This window comes from Providencia sp. (genome assembly GCF_003533305.1).
GTDB lineage: Bacteria > Pseudomonadota > Gammaproteobacteria > Enterobacterales > Enterobacteriaceae > Providencia.
This window is the reverse complement of record NZ_DOEH01000004.1, coordinates 98,721-115,799: the sequence shown is the minus strand read 5'-3', so window position 1 is coordinate 115,799 and position 17,079 is coordinate 98,721. Positions and strand designations below refer to the sequence as shown.

The window sequence follows — 17,079 nt, the reverse complement described above, 5'->3', positions numbered from 1 at the left end:
AATTGTTAAAGAGCGTTGCAACTTAATCTTTCGATTTGAACCACTTTAGGTTCTTGTTGCGAGGTGACGTATATTACGTTTTTCTTTCAGAAAGTCAAGTGGTTATTTTCAACTTATCTTTCTTTTTCACCTCACTGTCACCGAGGTTTATTTTTCAAACCTCACCACCGAAGCGGTTTGCCGTGTCAGTGGATGCGCATTATAGGGAGTCAGAGAATTCTGGCAAGTGTTTTATTACATTTTTATTTTGTTCGCGTTTTTTTTAGCCAAAAGTGAGTTCATAAGGCAAATAGGTGCTGCATACTGACTATTTCTACAGCAATTATTGATTTACTCACGTAATATAGTTATCTCAGAATAGGTATTGAGACGAATTATGGAATTAAGTCAGCAACAAACAGCTTCGAAAAAAAACCTTTCTTCTATTATCGCAGCAGATCTTGGCCAACAGATATTAACAGGTAGCTATTTACCGGATTCAATTCTTCCAAGTGAATTTGAGTTGTCCGAAAAATTTCAAGCCAGCCGAACAGCAATAAGAGAAGCAATTAAAATTTTAGCCGCAAAAGGTATGTTGTTAGCGCGCCCACGAATTGGAACTCGCGTGATGCCGTCGGCAAATTGGAATTTTCTCGATCAAGAGTTGTTAAATTGGTGGATTAATAGCGAAGAGCAGTCAGTCGTCATTACACATTTTCAAATTGTGCGTCTCGCAATCGAACCGCAAGCTTGTTATCTTGCAGCCATGCATGCCAGCGAAGAACAAAAACAATCTTTACAGCTTTTCGCTAATGAAATGCTCTTACTTGCAAAAAATTTTGATAGGCAGCGTTGGGTAAAAGTGGATTATCTTTTTCATTTAACTATCTATGAAGCCTGTGCGAATCCTTTTTTAATTTCTTTTGCCAATTTGTTCCGGTCTGTTTATCAACGTTACTTCGATGCTATTACCATAAATGAAGTCATTAAAGTTGATATCCACCAACAACTCGCGAATGCCATAATTAATGGTAATAGTACTAACGCACTTGATTTCTGTTATAAGTTATTAAACATTACCCAAAAATAAACCTAACAAGATAACTACCCTCTATTGGGCTTTAACTTTTTAGATAGGTAACAAATGCTCAAAACAGCTAAGAATATGTCTGGCCTCCCGTGGATTGCTGCAATGGCTTTTTTTATGCAAGCGCTTGATGCCACCATTTTAAATACGGCTTTACCTGATATAGCCAAAAGTCTTAATCACTCGCCACTCGCCATGCAATCTGCAATTGTAAGTTATACATTAACTGTTGCATTGTTAATTCCGCTGAGTGGTTGGTTTGCCGATAGATTTGGTACTCGCCGTGTTTTTATTTTAGCTGTCTCATTATTCTCGTTAGGATCTTTACTTTGTGCTCTGTCACCTACACTTGATTTTTTAGTCGCCTCTCGCGTTATTCAAGGTGTGGGTGGTGCAATGATGATGCCCGTTGCACGACTCGCGTTAATTAGGGCCTACCCTAGAAGTGAATTACTGCCTATTTTGAATTTCGTCACGATACCCGGTTTAATTGGCCCTATATTAGGCCCACTCTTAGGGGGCGTATTAGTGACCTATGCTACTTGGCATTGGATATTTATTATTAATATTCCTATTGGTGTTTTAGGTATTTTTTATGCTTTAAAACATATGCCTGATTTTAAAATGCCAAAACGCAAATTTGATACACTTGGATTTATTCTTTTCGGCTTTGGATTAGTCATGTTATCCATTAGCCTAGATTTGTTCAGTGACAAATCACTTTCCAACTATATTCCTATATCAATCGTCCTAGGTGGTTTTCTTTTCTTACTACTTTATATTGTTCATGCAAAACGAACTAAGCATGCCATTATTCCACTAAACCTATTTAAGACACGTACGTTTTCGATTGGTATCAGTGGTAACCTCGCAACACGTTTAGGAACAGGCAGTATTCCTTTCTTGATTCCCTTAATGTTACAAGTTGGTTTTGGGTACGAAGCTGTTGTTGCGGGTATGATGATGGCACCACTAGCAATTGGTTCGATCGTGGCTAAATCAGGTGTGACAAAAATTTTAACTAACTTTGGTTATAGAAAAACACTATTTCTTATCACCCTAATTATTGGCATTATGATTACACAGTTCGCTTTGCAATCACCTAATATGTCTATCTATTTACTTGTCATTCCTTTATTTATTTTAGGTATGGCAATGTCGATTCAATTTACTGCGATGAATACTATCTGCTTAGCTGACTTAACGGATAACAATGCAAGCTCCGGTAACAGTATGCTTGCCGTCACTCAACAATTATCGATAAGTTTTGCAATTGCAGTAAGTGCAGCAATATTAAGTTATTACGATGCGCAGCCTAGTGGCAATACAGTAGATAATTTCCATTACACCTTTATCACTATTGGTGTGATTACCTTAGTTTCTGCTTTTGTATTTTTGCTGTTAAGTAAAACGGATGGCGATAACCTTATTAAAAGCAAAGTTAAAGCCTCCACAGATTAACTTTTTTTAACAGACTGGCGCTCAATCAACTTGGGCGTTAAGACTAATACTGTTGCATCAGCTTCAGGATTATCCATCCTATAAATAAGTTGATTCACAGCCTGTTGGCCTAATTTATCTTTTGGCTGATGAATAGTCGTTAAGGGCGGGATCATATAAGGTGACAAATCTATATCGTCATATCCAATAATTGATATATCTTCAGGTACTTTCATTCCCTTACGGAAAATAGCTTGATAGGCACCTACCGCCATCGCATCATTACCTGCAAAAATAGCTTGTGGTGGGTTGGGTAGTTCAAGCAATTTATTCATGGATTCAAACCCGCCAGCAAATTCAAAATCACTGAAAATAATATACTCTTCATTTATAGTTAAAGAAGCCTGCTTCATAGCTTCAATAAAACCTAAGTGGCGAGCGCGTGCTGGCGATTTATCTTGAGGTCCTGCAATGCAAGCAATCTGAGTAAAACCCGCATCAATTAAATAACGAGTCGCAATTTCACCACCGAGAAAAGAATTATCCTGGATCACATCGCCACCAAACTCAAACGGCGACCAATCCATCATTACCGTAGGCACTGAGGGATAACGAGAGAATATGTTCTTTGATGGACCTTGAACTTCAGTACACATAATCAGTAGGCCATCGACACGCTTTTGCAGCAAGGTTTCTAAACTATGATTCATACGCTGAAGATCGCCTTCAGTATTACATAGAATTAAACTATATCCACGCTCATAACAACTACGTTCCACACCTCGTACAACTTCGGCATAAAAAGGGTTATTACTTGTTGTTAGCAGCATGCCAATAGTGTTGGTGCGATTCATTTTCAGGCTTCTGGCCAACGCAGAAGGGGCGTAGTTTAGCTCTTCAATCGCATTATTAACTCGCAATGTAATACTTTCGCTCACATAACGATTTTGGTTAATAACATGAGAAACAGTGGATGTTGACACGCCAGCAAGGCGAGCAACATCTTTCATTGTTGCCACAATTAGTCCTATTGAGTTAAAAATTCATCAATTTCATTGCGCCACGGTACAGAGGGCTGAGCACCAGAGCGAGTGACAGCAATAGCTGCCGCAGCATGAGCAAAAATAATCGCCTCTTCATCAGCCTTACCTTCAAGTAGCGCAGTCACATAGGCCCCATTAAATGTATCACCCGCGGCAATGGTGTCTACGGCTTTTACTTTAAATCCAGGGATTATTTTTCCTTTAGCCCCTTGCTCGCTATACCAAACACCCCGAGCACCTAATGTAATCATCACTTTACTAATACCTTTTTGATGTAAAACTTCAGCGGCAGCTTGGGCTCCCTGCTCATCATTAACTGCAATCCCCGTTAAATATTCAGCTTCAGTTTCATTTGGCGTAATAATATCAACCAATGCTAATAATGAATCAGGTAATGATTGGGCCGGAGCAGGATTAAGAATAACTTTTGTATTATTTTTTTGTGCAATTTCAGCGGCCATTTGTACAGCTTCTAGTGGTGATTCTAGTTGCATGAGTACCGCATCAGCATCAATAATTTTTTGTTGATAATTAACGAGTCGATTGATGGTGAGATGCCCATTTGCGCCAGAGTGGATGCCGATAACATTTTCACCCTGTTGATTGACATAAATGAGCGCAACACCGGTTGTTTCATCTTTAATTGCATCGATACATTCAATATTAATATTATCTGATTGAAGCTGTTTTTTAACGTTAGCACCGATATCATCATCACCGACACAAGCAATAAATGTTATGTCAGCACCACTTCGACCTGCGGCAACTGCTTGGTTAGCACCTTTACCGCCAAATGCGACTTGGTAATGGCTGCCCCTCACTGTTTCACCGGGTTGAGGAAAATGTTGAACATTCAAAATATGATCAGCATTAATGCTACCTAAAACCACCAGCTTAGCTGTACCCATAACATTTATTTCCTTTTGGCACTTTTGAACCACAAATCGATTATTAACAATTAAGTAAACCGCCGCTATTAATAACAGCGTAGTAACGGCGGTAAACTCATCTTATTTTTTGATGACCAGCTCTAACTCTACAGGCACTGTTGGTTCAACTTTTTCGCCTTTTAGGACTTTATCAGCAATTTGGATACCAACAATACCAATTTGATCAGGTCGTTGGGCAATCGTTGCGCCTAATTTTCCAAGCTCAACAGCTTTAATACCATCATTTGTTCCGTCAAATCCTACTACCAACACATCATCACGACCTGCTGTTTGTAATGCTCTTAATGCGCCTAATGCCATTTCATCATTTTGAGCAAATACCGCTTGAACAGCAGGATGAGCCGTTAATAAGTTTTGCATTACATTCAGCCCTTTTGTTCTATCAAAATCGGCAGGCTGACTAGCTAATACATTAAATTTATGCTCTTTAGCACCAGTATTAAAACCTTCACCACGTTCACGCGCAGCTGAAGTCCCCGAAATACCTTCTAGTTGAATAACTTTTGCATCATTACCATTTTTTTGGGCAATGTAATCAGCGGCCATTTTTCCGCCCATACGGTTGTCGGAAGCAACATGACTGATAACATCGCCTTTATTTGCAGCGCGGTCGAGGGTAATAACCGGGATTTTTGCTTTGTTTGCCATAAGAATGGCATTTCCTACAGCGTCAGAATCTGTTGGATTAATTAGCATCAATTTTGTACCGCGCACAGTTAAATCCTGAACGTTTGCTAATTCTTTCGCTGGGTTATCTTGAGAATCTAAAATAATTAATTCATAACCCAGTTTATCCGCTTCTTTTTGAGCACTGTCTTTCATCGTCACAAAGAATGGATTATTTAAAGTAGAAATAACCAATGCAATATTATCTTTCGCCATTGCATTCACACTCACTGTCGCACAAAGTGCCACAGCAGATAACAATGTTGCTAATTTATTTAGTTTCATAATAATTTTCCTGAAATATGTAGGGTATATCGGATTACATTACTTTTTATTATCAACAAGTACCGCAAGTAAAATCACAACTGCTTTAACAATCATCTGATAGTTTGATGAAATACCGAGTAAATTTAACCCATTGTTTAAGAAGCCAAGAATAAGCGCACCGATTAACGTTCCAACAATGCGCCCTTTACCACCAGCAAGACTGGTTCCACCGAGCACTACAGCTGCAATAGCATCAAGTTCATATCCATTACCTGCCATTGGTTGAGCAGAAGAAAGTCGAGCAACTTCAATCACACTGGCTAATGCCGCTAATAAACCACACAGTGCATAAACCATGATTTTAATACGATCAACATTAATTCCTGATAACCGTGTTGCTGATTCATTACCCCCTAACGCATAGATATAGCGTCCTAAACGGGTGTGATGCAGTAAATACCATGCCGCAGCAAAAACAATGATCATTAACCAAATGGGTGTCGGGATACCAAATGGACGACCAATACCAAACCAACCAAATAATTCAGCATTATCAGTAAATCCAGTATTAATTGGGCTACCATCGGTATACACACGAGTCACACCGCGTAATAACAACATCATGACCAATGTGGCAATAAAAGCTTGAACCTTTCCTTTTGCGACAATAACGCCAGTACAGGCACCAATTGCAGCACCAAGAACAAGTGCACCCGCGACAGCGACAAAAGCATTAACATCAGCGCCAACCATTGATGCAGCAACCGCACCAGTTAATGCCAAAAGTGAACCAACAGAAAGATCAATCCCTGATGTCAGAATGACTAGCGTCATTCCTACGGCCATAATGGCATTCACGGATGTTTGTTGAAGAATATTAAAGAAATTATTAACGGTAAAAAAATTAGGACTAAGTGTTGATACAATAGCAATTAAGACTAATAAAGCGATTAATGATTTTTGTTCCATCAGCCATGCTTTGCTAAACCAACGTTTTGATGATGCGGTAGTTGAACTCATACTGATAACTCCTGAACTGAGCCATAATTTTTACCCACTGCAGCAGCCATTAAGGCTTCCTGAGTTGCTTCTTTGCCTGTAAATTCACCACTAATATGGCCTTCATGCATAACCAAAATACGGTCACTCATTCCGATAACTTCAGGCATTTCTGATGAAACTAAAATGATGCTCAGCCCTTCTTTTTTGAATTGATTAATTAATTGGTAGATTTCTTTTTTAGCGCCCACATCAACGCCACGAGTAGGTTCATCAAGGATCAAAACCTTTGGTCTTGTCATCAATCCTCGAGCAATCGCGACTTTTTGTTGATTACCACCGGATAAATTACCGATAATTTGATCCATTGATGGGGTTTTAATATTAAATAAACGAATAAAGTCACCGACCGTTTGCTGTTCTTCGCCATGTTTAAGGCTACCGCCTGCTCGACTAAAATAACGAAGCGCGGTTAATGACATATTTTCTTTAACCGACATTCCAAGCACTAATCCATCACGCTTACGATCTTCTGAAATATAAACAATACCGTTGTTGAGCCCATCTTGTGGTGTTTTTAAGTTAACAGATTTACCTTCAAGATGAATTTCACCTGTTTTTTTGGTTGCTGCACCATAAACAATTTTCATTAATTCTGTGCGACCCGCTCCCATCAATCCAGAGATACCCAAAATCTCACCGCTTTTTAGTGAAAAACTTGCGTGAGTGACGCCAGGCCCTGACACATTATCAACCTGCAAACGAACCGCTCCCATAGGAACTTGGACTCTTGGATATTGGTCTTCAAGCTTACGGCCGACCATCATTTCGATTAAGTTTTCTTCTTTTAATTCGCTAACAGGTTTTTCACCAATGAATTGGCCATCACGAAAAACAGTAACGTCATCGCATATTTCAAAAATTTCTTTTAAACGATGAGAAATATAAACAATACCGCACCCTTGAGCCTTTAAGTCTTCAATCACACGAAATAAGGAAGCCGTTTCTGTATCCGTCAACGCATCTGTAGGTTCATCCATAATGATGACTTGCGATTGGAAGCTTAATACTTTTGCTATTTCAACCATTTGTTGTTCACCGATAGATAATTCGGCAATAATTTGGTGGCTGTCATAATCAAGGTTGAGGCGTTTGAGTAATTTGTCTGATTCACTAAACATCTTTTTCCAATCAATTTTGCCAAATTTTCCGACAAACTCGCGACCTAAAAAAATATTCTCAGCAATCGTCAATTCAGGAATGAGGTTTAATTCTTGATGGATGATACCAATGCCAGCTTCTTGTGAACTTTTAGGACCATTAAAAATAATCTCTTTTCCAAGGTAACGGATCACCCCAGCATCTTTGTTGTAGATACCGGTTAAGACTTTCATCATAGTTGACTTACCCGCTCCATTTTCCCCCACCAGAGCCATCACTTTTCCTGGGTAAACTTTCAAAGCAGCACCAGAAAGCGCTTTTACACCGGGGAATGATTTATCAATTCCAATAAGTTCTAATAAAGGTTGCATAATCACCTCAGAAAGTTACACCTGAACAAAGGATAACGTTGGCAAAAGGTGAACACTCCCCTGTTCTCACCACAGCTTTGCTACCATGAGTCATTTGTTTAAAGCTTTCATGGCTGCAATAAACAATTTCAATACTATTCCCTTGAGCTAATTCAAGTGCTTGTAGATGGACTAAAATGGCTTTTTCCATTTGTGGATTAATAGTTGTTATTTCGCCAGCAAGAATAGCTTTTTCTACCTGCATTTCTTGGGTTATCACACTCAGTACTGACATAAAGTCAGGTAAACCTTGTGTAATCGCCAAATCAATACGTTCAGGCCCTTGTGGGATAGGTAATCCCGCATCTGCCAATGTGATATGGTCGGTATGACCTAATTTCGCAATGACCGATACAATATTCGCATTCAGCAAAATACCCTTTTTCATTATTTCCTGCCATTTTTGTTAGCGAAACGTTTCGCTCATCTAATAATAGTAAAGAATAACCACAACTCAATATTCTTATATGATATTTGTGATCGTCATCGAAACGTTTCGTTCACAAGAAAAAGAAACGAAAAACTAACATATTGAATTAATTAAGCTGAATCGTTTTAACTAAAACCATGATATAAAAAATCATATTTATAAAGTTCAATAAAACGACATTTAACTTGGTGTATGCTGTAACCACATCAAAGAAAAACCGCAAAGCAGATTGCACAATAAATAAAAAAGAATTGATGAAATGAATCTATCAGTGTTAAGTAAGTGACATAACGATAAAGGAATAAATATGCAAATAGCGGAACGAATCGCGCAACTAAGTAACTACCTTGAAAGCGGTTTGTATGAACGTCAGCAAGCTATCCGTTTGTGTCTACTCGCCACACTGTGTGGGGAAAGCGTTTTTCTATTGGGGCCACCCGGTATTGCTAAAAGTTTGATCGCTAGACGAATGAAATTTGCCTTTCGTCATGCAAATGCCTTTGAATATTTAATGACGCGTTTTTCTACACCAGAAGAAATTTTTGGGCCACTTTCAATACAAGCGTTAAAAGATGAAGGCCGCTATGAGCGACTAACCAAAGGTTATTTACCTGATTCAGAAGTCGTTTTTCTAGATGAAATTTGGAAAGCGGGCCCTGCCATTTTGAATACGTTATTAACCGCAGTTAATGAACGTAAATTTCGTAATGGTGACGAAGAAAAATCAATTCCGATGCGCTTATTAGTCACCGCATCAAATGAGCTTCCCGATGCAGATAATAGCCTTGAAGCTTTGTTTGACCGCATGTTAATACGAATTTGGCTTGATAAAGTGCAAGAAAAACAAAATTTTCGAGCACTACTTACTAGCAAATCTTCGTTTAATGAAGCATTGATGCCTGATCACCTTAAAATTAGTGATGATGAATACCATCAATGGCAAAAAGATATCCCTAAAATTACGCTACCCGATCATTGTTTTGAACTCATTTATCAACTGCGTGAACAGCTCGACTCAACAGATAAAAATCTTTATGTCTCTGATAGACGTTGGAAAAAAGCCGTTTACCTATTGCAAGCAAGTGCCTTTTTTAATGGACGAAATGCAGTTTCCCCACTTGATATAGTCTTACTCAAAGATTGTTTGTGGCATGACATGAAATCGATGAATACCTTACCTAATCTACTCAAATCAATATTACAAGAAGACGGTTGGCAGCAAAGAAAACTTGAACGAGAGATTGAACAAGTTTATTTACAATGGATGTCCTCCACTCAAGATCAAAATAATCAAGATGCTTTTAAAGTGAATAAAAACAATGCAATGTTTGCACGTAAAGCGTCTTATTTACTACCTGAAAATATTCGTGAAGGAAAAGTAACACTCTTTTTGCATCGACCATTGCAACTGCATAATATGAAGGTCACTTTTGTCACTACAGATACAAAAGCACTTTCAACCTTCCTAAATAAAGGGGCAACGTTGTCCGTTCACCTCAATGGAATTGGTTTCGCATTAGAAATTACCGCTGAGGTCAATAATTTAAATCAAATTCAGCTATTGGATATTAGCCACCAATCATCAACTCTTTATTTACAAGAAAAAACAACAGCGGTTACTGATCTCACTGAGTGGTTAGATAAACTCGATAAAATTCAAAATGAAGTTCAATCAGCTCGCTACCAATTTGAAAAACAACAACCTAATTTATTTATAGAGACACATTGGCTAGCAGATATTGAAGAAAGTTTTATTAAGTTATCAGATAAACTCATTCAGTTGCGTAACAAAATTTCAGGTAAAGTGGCCGAATAATCATGTTAAGCCTAGCCACCCTAGATTTATTACTTTCAGTTAATGAAGGTCAATTAATAGAAGAGATAATTATTTCACTTCTTGCAACTCCTACATTAGCCGCTTTCTTTGAAAAACATCCCCGATTAAAAAAAGCACTATTAAAAGATTTATCAAGTTGGAAAAAAGATCTTAAACAAAAATTACAAGATGCAATGGTTCCCCAACAGCTGACTGAAGAGTTTTTACTTTACCAACAATGTCTTGGACTCGCCACAGATGCCTTTTTCTCTCAATTGCCCTCAGTAATAGATAAACTAAAACAAATTGATTCGCCTTTTTATACTGAAGCCAATCAATTACACAGTGGAAAAATTGAAAATAAAAGCGCTCGTCAGTCATTGTTTATCCAACGTTGGCGAGTCAATCTCATTTTACAAGTCACCACTTTACATAAAGAACTACTGGAACAAGAAAAAGAGCAATTATTAGCGGAACTACAACGAAGGCTAGCACTCAGTGGTAATTTAGAAGAAGTACTGGGGGAAAATGAACGAGCAGCAGGACGTTTATGGGATTTAAGCAAAGGGGTAAATGCCACATCTGCTTATAATGACCAATTATTAAATCGCTATAGTGATTTTTTACGTCAGCAACCAGAACTAGAAAAAATCGCGCAATTGTTAGGTCGAAGCCAATCAGCTCGGGCAATTCTTGATGATAATGTTGTACTTGAACCAATGACTATTATGGAAAAAGTACCCGAAACGGTACCTGAACAAGTTAATGGTTTAGGTTTAAGTGATGATATTTTACGCTTATTACCCGCAGAATTAGCTATGTTAGGGCTCGAAGATATTGAATTTGAGTTTTACCGTAAATTATTAGAAAAACAATTGCTGACTTATCGCTTACAAGGGGAAAGCTGGCAAGAGCGGAAAGTATTGCGCCCTGTAGTTCACCATCAAGATGAAGAGCAGCCTCGGGGGCCTTTTATTGTCTGTATAGATACATCAGGATCAATGGGTGGACTCAATGAACGCTGCGCAAAAGCATTTTGCCTTGCGTTAATGAAAATTGCGCTGGCGGATAATCGATCATGCCACATTATGTTATTTTCAACACAAATTGTGCATTATGATCTGCTTAGTGCCGATGGGTTAGAGCAATGCATTCAATTTTTACATCAAACCTTTCGTGGCGGAACAGATCTCGCTGGCTGCTTACAAGAAACTGTCATTAAATTAGAGTCAAAGCAATGGATTGATGCAGATGCAGTAGTAATTTCTGATTTTGTTGCCCAACGTTTACCTGATGATTTAATCCAAAAAATAAAATCTCTTCAAAAAGTTGGGAAATACCGCTTCCATGCGGTATCAGTATCAAATTATGGGAAGCCCGGCATCATGAAGATATTTGATCATATCTGGCGCTTTGATACCGGGTTAAAAAGCAGACTGCTACGCCGTTTTAGTCGCTAATATACTTAATTCTACAGTTTAATCAGTCTATTATTAAAGCATGCCTTCAACAGACTCTTCCATATCTGGCGCCCAAACACCGCATTGTACTTGGCCGATGTGCTGGCGTTGCAGAAGTAGCATTACTAAGCGTGATTGACCAATACCACCACCAATAGTTTGTGGCATTTCACCTTTAACTAATGCTTGGTGCCATTCTAGCTCCATGCGTTTTTCATCATGCGTTAGACCTAATTGGCGCGTTAAGCACTCAGGACTAACACGAATTCCCATTGAAGATAATTCAAATGCATCTTGTAAAACAGGGTTCCAAACAAGGATGTCACCGTTTAGACCACAAAAACCGTCTTCATTTTTAGTTGTCCAGTCATCATAGTCTGGTGCACGTACGTCATGTGACTCCCCGCTAGATAGTTTTCCACCTATACCGATAAGGAATACAGCACCTAATTCTTTCGCAATAGCACGTTCACGGCCTTTAGCGTCTAAATCAGGGTAACGTTGTAATAGCTCTTCACTGTGGATAAAGTGAATTTGGTCTGGCAGGAACGGTGCCAGTCCAAACTCTTTACTTACGGCAGCTTCTGTTTCTTTTATTGCCTTGTATATTTTACCCACTGTCTGTTTCAGATAAGGAAGCGTACGTTCCTCATCTGCCATCACTTTTTCCCAATCCCACTGATCAACATAGACAGAATGGATTGGTGTTAAGCGATCCTCGTCCGGGCGCAACGCTTTCATATGAGTGTAAAGTCCTTGGCCTTCGCTAAAACCAAAACGACCTAAGGTTTTGCGTTTCCATTTAGCCAAAGAGTGAACAACTTCAAAGGTTGCGCCTGGAATTGATTTCACTTTTACTTGAACGGCTTTTTCGCTGCCTGATAAGTTATCTTGAGTACCATCACCTAAACGACTTAGGATAGGACCTTGAACTTCAATCAGACCAAGTTCTTTTTCAAGTAAACGTGAGAAATAAGATTTAACAAAACTAATTTGCTGCTGATGTTCGATAAATGACTTGTCCATAATATTACCCATAATTTGTTTGCTGTATTAGCTGATGTATAGATTAAGCAACAAAATGAGGTATAAATTCAATATCCATCGGTAAAAAAAGCCATTGTTGTTTATTTTAGATAATAAAAAGGGTATAAAAATGAATATTCATCAAAATGGAGGGTAAATAATGCCTGAAAATTATCAAATCGATAATCTCGATCGTGACATACTTCACGAATTAATGAGAAATGCACGTATGCCTTATGCTGAATTGGCCAAAAAATTCGCTGTCAGTCCAGGAACTATTCATGTACGTGTTGAGAAAATGAAGCAATCGGGGATCATTAAAGGGACTCGTATTGATATTAGTGAAAAACAACTTGGTTTTGATGTCTGTTGCTTTATTGGCATTATTTTGAAAAGTGCAAAAGATTATCATACTGCATTAAAAAAATTAGATGCCTTAGAAGAAGTGGTTGAGGTTTATTACACAACAGGTCAATACAGTATTTTTATCAAGGTCATGTGTCGATCTATTGATTCCCTTCAAGATGTACTTATCAACAAAATTCAAACCATAGATGAAATTCAATCTACAGAAACGCTGATCTCCTTGCAGAACCCCATTATGCGCACGATATGCCCTTAGAAAAAAAATACTATAACCACATTATCCACAGGTAGATCCCAGCTCATTCACAGCGTACAATGGCGGCTTATTATTGTGAAAGAGAACCATCATGACGAAAATAACCCTTATAAGTGGTAGCACAATGGGTAGTGCTGAGTATGTAGCAGAGCATATGGCTGAAATTTTAGAAGAACTCGACTTTGAGACTGAAATTCAACATGGTCCTGCACTTGATGATCTACCACTTGAAGGCTTATGGCTGGTGGTGTGTTCTACACATGGTGCAGGGGATCTTCCTGAAAATATCCAACCACTAGCAGATGAAATAAATACGTTATCCCCTGATCTCAGTAATGTCAGTTTTGGATCCGTTGGTATTGGCAGCTCAGAATATGACACTTTCTGTGGTGCGATCCATTCCCTTAATGCCTTATTAACCAATAAAGGTGCTAAAAGGATCGGCGACTGTTTGGAAATTGATGTGCAAAAACACGAAATCCCTGAAGATCCCGCAGGTGAATGGGTTAAAAAATGGGCAAACGAACTCTAAATTGCTCAAAAAAGAAACGGTTGAATGTGGATAACTTAGGGGAAACAGTGGTATTAACCCGTAGTTATCCATAGTATAACTTTTAGGTCGACCAGAGCCTGTGTATAAGTCCCTTTTTTGATCCCAGCTTATACGTAAAGAGATCACGGATCATTCACAGTATATGATCCTTTACACTGTAATGATCTTTATAGTGAAAAATCACTTATCCACAGAAACCTTCGATCCTAATAATAGATCTAATAAAGAGATCTTAAAGAAAAAAGATCTTAATACTATAAGGCTGATGCTTACAGGGGTTGGTCTATTCTTAAAACTTGAGTAGAATTCATTTCTCAAATGCACAGTTAGCATTTTCTAACGTTAAGGCTCACACATGTTTTATCCAGAACAATTTGACGTCATCGTAATTGGTGGTGGTCATGCCGGTACTGAAGCAGCAATGGCAGCTGCACGTATGGGGCGTCAAACCCTATTGCTGACTCACAATATTGATACATTGGGTCAGATGTCTTGCAACCCAGCCATCGGTGGGATCGGTAAGGGACATCTGGTAAGAGAAATTGATGCTCTCGGTGGATTAATGGCTACAGCCACTGATAAGGCCGGTATCCAATTTAGAACTCTTAATGCAAGCAAAGGTCCTGCTGTTCGAGCTACTCGTGCACAAGCAGACCGTGTCTTGTATCGACAAGCTGTGAGAACTGCATTAGAAAATCAACCTAATCTAATGATATTTCAACAACCTGTAGAAGATTTAATTGTTGAAAATAATATCGTAACGGGTGCTGTAACCCGTATGGGACTTAAGTTTAAAGCTAAATCTGTGGTACTAACTGTAGGAACTTTTCTAGATGGAAAAATTCATATTGGTTTAGAAAATTATAGTGGTGGTAGAGCAGGTGATCCTCCTTCAATTTCACTTTCACAACGTTTGAGAGAACTGCCTTTTCGCGTTAATCGCTTAAAAACAGGAACACCACCAAGAATTGATGCAAGAACTATCGATTTTAGTCAACTAGCGCAACAACTAGGTGACGACCCAATGCCTGTATTTTCATTTTTAGGTAGACAAGATCAACATCCACAACAGATGCCTTGCTATATCACCTATACCAATGAAAAAACACATGAAGTGATCAGAAATAATTTAGATCGTAGCCCAATGTATGCAGGGATCATCGAAGGGATCGGACCTCGTTATTGTCCTTCGATCGAAGATAAAGTCATGCGTTTTGCTGATAAAAATTCACATCAGATCTTTTTAGAACCAGAAGGCTTAACAAGCAACGAAATTTATCCAAATGGTATCTCCACCAGCTTACCGTTTGATGTACAAATGCAAATTGTTCATTCAATGAAAGGAATGGAAAACGCAAGGATCATTCGTCCTGGTTATGCGATTGAATATGATTTCTTTGACCCAAGGGATCTTAAACAAACACTAGAAAGTAAATTTATTGAAGGCCTTTTCTTTGCTGGTCAAATTAATGGCACAACTGGATATGAAGAAGCAGGTGCTCAAGGCTTACTTGCTGGCCTAAATGCTGCTCAATATGCCAATGGATTAGAAGGTTGGTTCCCACGCCGTGACCAAGCTTATATGGGCGTTCTAGTTGATGACCTATGTACCTTAGGAACAAAAGAACCCTACCGTATGTTTACTTCTCGCGCTGAATACCGATTGATGCTGCGAGAGGATAATGCAGATTTACGTTTAACCGAAAAAGGTCGCGAATTAGGTCTAGTTGATGACGTTCGTTGGGAACACTTCAACCGAAAAGTTGAACTGATTGAAAAAGAACGTCAACGCTTAAAAGATATCTGGGTTCACCCTAAATCTGAAGGTCATGATGAAGTTAATCAAATTTTAGCAGCTCCGCTGTCTAAAGAAGCGAGCGGTGAAGATTTATTACGTCGTCCAGAAATAAGTTATCGATTACTAACATCATTAAATCTTTTTGCCCCAGGGATCGAAGATCCACAAGCTGCGGATCAAGTTGAAGTTCAAGTTAAGTATGAAGGTTATATCTCTCGTCAAAAAGAAGAGATCGAACGACAACTACGTAATGAAACCGCTTTATTACCTATCGATCTTGATTACAAACAAGTTAAAGGTTTATCGAACGAAGTTATGGCTAAATTGAATGATCATAAACCAACATCAATTGGCCAAGCTTCCCGTATTTCAGGAATTACCCCAGCGGCAATTTCAATCTTACTCGTTTGGTTAAAAAAACAAGGCATACTGCGTCGGAGTGCATAAAATGGATTTACTATCAAAACTGACTCAGTTGTTAGCCAAAGCGGATATCAGCTTAACAGATAAACAAAAACAACAATTAGTAGGGTATGTCGAGTTATTGGTTAAATGGAATAAAGCCTATAACTTGACGTCAGTTCGAGATCCTCAACAAATGCTTATTCGTCATATTATGGATAGCATAGTGGTGAACGGTCATCTAACAGGCTCCACGTTTATTGATGTAGGAACAGGCCCTGGTCTACCTGGCGTTCCTTTAGCAATAGTTCGACCAGATTCCCATTTCGTGCTGTTAGACAGCTTAGGAAAGCGTATACGCTTCTTAAAACAAGTTCAGCATGAGTTAGGTCTCAATAATATTGAACCTGTTCAATCGCGTGTTGAAGAGTATCAATCTAAAGATGGATTTGATGGTGTAATCAGTCGTGCATTTGCTTCTTTGAATGATATGTTAAGTTGGTGTCATCATCTGCCTTCTCCTGAAGGGCAATTTTATGCCTTAAAAGGCGTGATACGTGATGAAGAAATTACTGAGCTTCCTGAAGGTTTTGTAGTGCAATCAATTATCGAACTTGAAATTCCTGAACTTGATGAACAGCGCCATTTAGTTAAGTTATCTATAAAATAAAGTTGCTTGTTATCAAATAAATTTATCTTTTTGAGCCATAGCCGTGCATTTACAATGTTACGGCTATTTCATTTTAGTTTGAATATATATTATTCGTATTTTACGTAAAATTTACATGCTAATAACGAAAAAATGGCATAAATAATGATTTGAAAGGAAAAAGTCATCCTAACGGGATATTTTAAGTTAATCGTTTTAGCACTACAGATAGTTAATAATTAAATATTTGAGTTATTACATCATTATTTTGATTAAAAATTGTATCAGTTAATTATTTGATTTACCGATCAAAACCTTATT

At 38.4% G+C, this 17,079-nt stretch carries 15 protein-coding genes; 8 read left to right on the top strand and 7 right to left on the bottom strand.

Annotated elements, in window-relative coordinates:
• Window positions 1-376: 376 nt before the first annotated feature.
• Window positions 377-1,069 (top strand): FadR/GntR family transcriptional regulator, encoded by a 693-nt coding sequence (locus DD649_RS01250; RefSeq protein WP_294102573.1) that lies wholly within the window; start codon window positions 377-379, stop codon window positions 1,067-1,069.
• Between the two features lie 54 nt (window positions 1,070-1,123).
• A complete protein-coding gene (gene mdtD / locus DD649_RS01245) occupies window positions 1,124-2,527 on the top strand; it encodes a multidrug transporter subunit MdtD (protein WP_294102571.1) in 1,404 nt (467 codons plus the stop codon).
• Here the strand turns inward: mdtD and rbsR are convergent.
• The 6 genes from rbsR to rbsD form a co-directional block, all read right to left on the bottom strand.
• Entirely contained in the window at window positions 2,524-3,516 is a 993-nt protein-coding gene (gene rbsR, locus DD649_RS01240) for a ribose operon transcriptional repressor RbsR (protein WP_294102577.1), read from the bottom strand. The two genes, mdtD and rbsR, sit on opposite strands and share 4 nt — an antisense overlap.
• 17 nt (window positions 3,517-3,533) lie before the next feature.
• Window positions 3,534-4,457, bottom strand: coding sequence for a ribokinase (gene rbsK / locus DD649_RS01235; RefSeq protein ID WP_294102570.1), 924 nt, complete (start codon window positions 4,455-4,457; stop codon window positions 3,534-3,536).
• 102 nt (window positions 4,458-4,559) lie between these two features.
• Window positions 4,560-5,450 (bottom strand): ribose ABC transporter substrate-binding protein RbsB, encoded by an 891-nt coding sequence (rbsB, locus tag DD649_RS01230; protein ID WP_294102569.1) that lies wholly within the window; start codon window positions 5,448-5,450, stop codon window positions 4,560-4,562.
• A 39-nt stretch (window positions 5,451-5,489) separates the two neighbouring features.
• Window positions 5,490-6,452, bottom strand: a complete 963-nt coding sequence (gene rbsC, locus DD649_RS01225; RefSeq protein ID WP_294102568.1) for a ribose ABC transporter permease — start codon at window positions 6,450-6,452, stop codon at window positions 5,490-5,492.
• A complete protein-coding gene (gene rbsA / locus DD649_RS01220) occupies window positions 6,449-7,963 on the bottom strand; it encodes a ribose ABC transporter ATP-binding protein RbsA (protein WP_336428682.1) in 1,515 nt (504 codons plus the stop codon). Before rbsA ends, rbsC begins: the two co-directional genes overlap by 4 nt.
• A 7-nt stretch (window positions 7,964-7,970) precedes the next feature.
• Window positions 7,971-8,390: a D-ribose pyranase gene (rbsD, locus tag DD649_RS01215; protein ID WP_336428680.1), complete on the bottom strand. Its 420-nt coding sequence runs from the start codon at window positions 8,388-8,390 to the stop codon at window positions 7,971-7,973.
• 349 nt (window positions 8,391-8,739) lie between these two features.
• Here rbsD and ravA point away from each other — a divergent pair, with 349 nt between their 5' ends.
• Both ravA and viaA read left to right on the top strand, forming a co-directional pair.
• Window positions 8,740-10,248 carry an ATPase RavA gene (ravA, locus tag DD649_RS01210; protein WP_294102566.1) on the top strand — a complete coding sequence of 503 codons (1,509 nt, stop codon included), beginning with the start codon at window positions 8,740-8,742 and terminating at the stop codon, window positions 10,246-10,248.
• Window positions 10,249-10,250: 2 nt separating this feature from the next.
• On the top strand, window positions 10,251-11,708 hold the full coding sequence (gene viaA / locus DD649_RS01205; RefSeq protein WP_294102565.1) for an ATPase RavA stimulator ViaA: 1,458 nt from the start codon (window positions 10,251-10,253) through the stop codon (window positions 11,706-11,708).
• A 33-nt stretch (window positions 11,709-11,741) separates the two neighbouring features.
• Here the strand turns inward: viaA and asnA are convergent, their stop codons facing one another.
• A complete protein-coding gene (gene asnA / locus DD649_RS01200; RefSeq protein WP_294102564.1) occupies window positions 11,742-12,734 on the bottom strand; it encodes an aspartate--ammonia ligase in 993 nt (330 codons plus the stop codon).
• A gap of 160 nt (window positions 12,735-12,894) precedes the next feature.
• Between asnA and asnC the strand changes: the two genes are divergently transcribed.
• The 4 genes from asnC to rsmG all read left to right on the top strand — a co-directional run bounded on the left by asnC (window position 12,895) and on the right by rsmG (window position 16,779).
• Entirely contained in the window at window positions 12,895-13,356 is a 462-nt protein-coding gene (asnC, locus tag DD649_RS01195) for a transcriptional regulator AsnC (protein ID WP_294102563.1), read from the top strand.
• 91 nt (window positions 13,357-13,447) lie between these two features.
• Window positions 13,448-13,888, top strand: coding sequence for an FMN-binding protein MioC (mioC, locus tag DD649_RS01190; protein ID WP_294102562.1), 441 nt, complete (start codon window positions 13,448-13,450; stop codon window positions 13,886-13,888).
• Window positions 13,889-14,264: 376 nt separating this feature from the next.
• Entirely contained in the window at window positions 14,265-16,154 is a 1,890-nt protein-coding gene (mnmG, locus tag DD649_RS01185; protein ID WP_294102561.1) for a tRNA uridine-5-carboxymethylaminomethyl(34) synthesis enzyme MnmG, read from the top strand.
• Window position 16,155: 1 nt separating this feature from the next.
• Window positions 16,156-16,779, top strand: coding sequence for a 16S rRNA (guanine(527)-N(7))-methyltransferase RsmG (gene rsmG / locus DD649_RS01180; protein WP_294102560.1), 624 nt, complete (start codon window positions 16,156-16,158; stop codon window positions 16,777-16,779).
• Window positions 16,780-17,079 lie beyond the last annotated feature (300 nt).

Excerpts from the sequence above, each read along its gene's own strand:
- rbsK (WP_294102570.1), bottom strand. The coding sequence starts at position 4,457 with ATGGGTACAGCTAAGCTGGTGGTTTTAGGTAGCATTAATGCTGATCAT.
- ravA (WP_294102566.1), top strand. The coding sequence starts at position 8,740 with ATGCAAATAGCGGAACGAATCGCGCAACTAAGTAACTACCTTGAAAGC.
- asnC (WP_294102563.1), top strand. The coding sequence starts at position 12,895 with ATGCCTGAAAATTATCAAATCGATAATCTCGATCGTGACATACTTCAC.
- DD649_RS01250 (WP_294102573.1), top strand. The coding sequence starts at position 377 with ATGGAATTAAGTCAGCAACAAACAGCTTCGAAAAAAAACCTTTCTTCT.
- mnmG (WP_294102561.1), top strand. The coding sequence starts at position 14,265 with ATGTTTTATCCAGAACAATTTGACGTCATCGTAATTGGTGGTGGTCAT.
- rbsA (WP_336428682.1), bottom strand. The coding sequence starts at position 7,963 with ATGCAACCTTTATTAGAACTTATTGGAATTGATAAATCATTCCCCGGT.
- mioC (WP_294102562.1), top strand. The coding sequence starts at position 13,448 with ATGACGAAAATAACCCTTATAAGTGGTAGCACAATGGGTAGTGCTGAG.
- rbsB (WP_294102569.1), bottom strand. The coding sequence starts at position 5,450 with ATGAAACTAAATAAATTAGCAACATTGTTATCTGCTGTGGCACTTTGT.
- viaA (WP_294102565.1), top strand. The coding sequence starts at position 10,251 with ATGTTAAGCCTAGCCACCCTAGATTTATTACTTTCAGTTAATGAAGGT.
- mdtD (WP_294102571.1), top strand. The coding sequence starts at position 1,124 with ATGCTCAAAACAGCTAAGAATATGTCTGGCCTCCCGTGGATTGCTGCA.
- rbsD (WP_336428680.1), bottom strand. The coding sequence starts at position 8,390 with ATGAAAAAGGGTATTTTGCTGAATGCGAATATTGTATCGGTCATTGCG.
- rbsR (WP_294102577.1), bottom strand. The coding sequence starts at position 3,516 with ATGAAAGATGTTGCTCGCCTTGCTGGCGTGTCAACATCCACTGTTTCT.
- rbsC (WP_294102568.1), bottom strand. The coding sequence starts at position 6,452 with ATGAGTTCAACTACCGCATCATCAAAACGTTGGTTTAGCAAAGCATGG.
- asnA (WP_294102564.1), bottom strand. The coding sequence starts at position 12,734 with ATGGACAAGTCATTTATCGAACATCAGCAGCAAATTAGTTTTGTTAAA.
- rsmG (WP_294102560.1), top strand. The coding sequence starts at position 16,156 with ATGGATTTACTATCAAAACTGACTCAGTTGTTAGCCAAAGCGGATATC.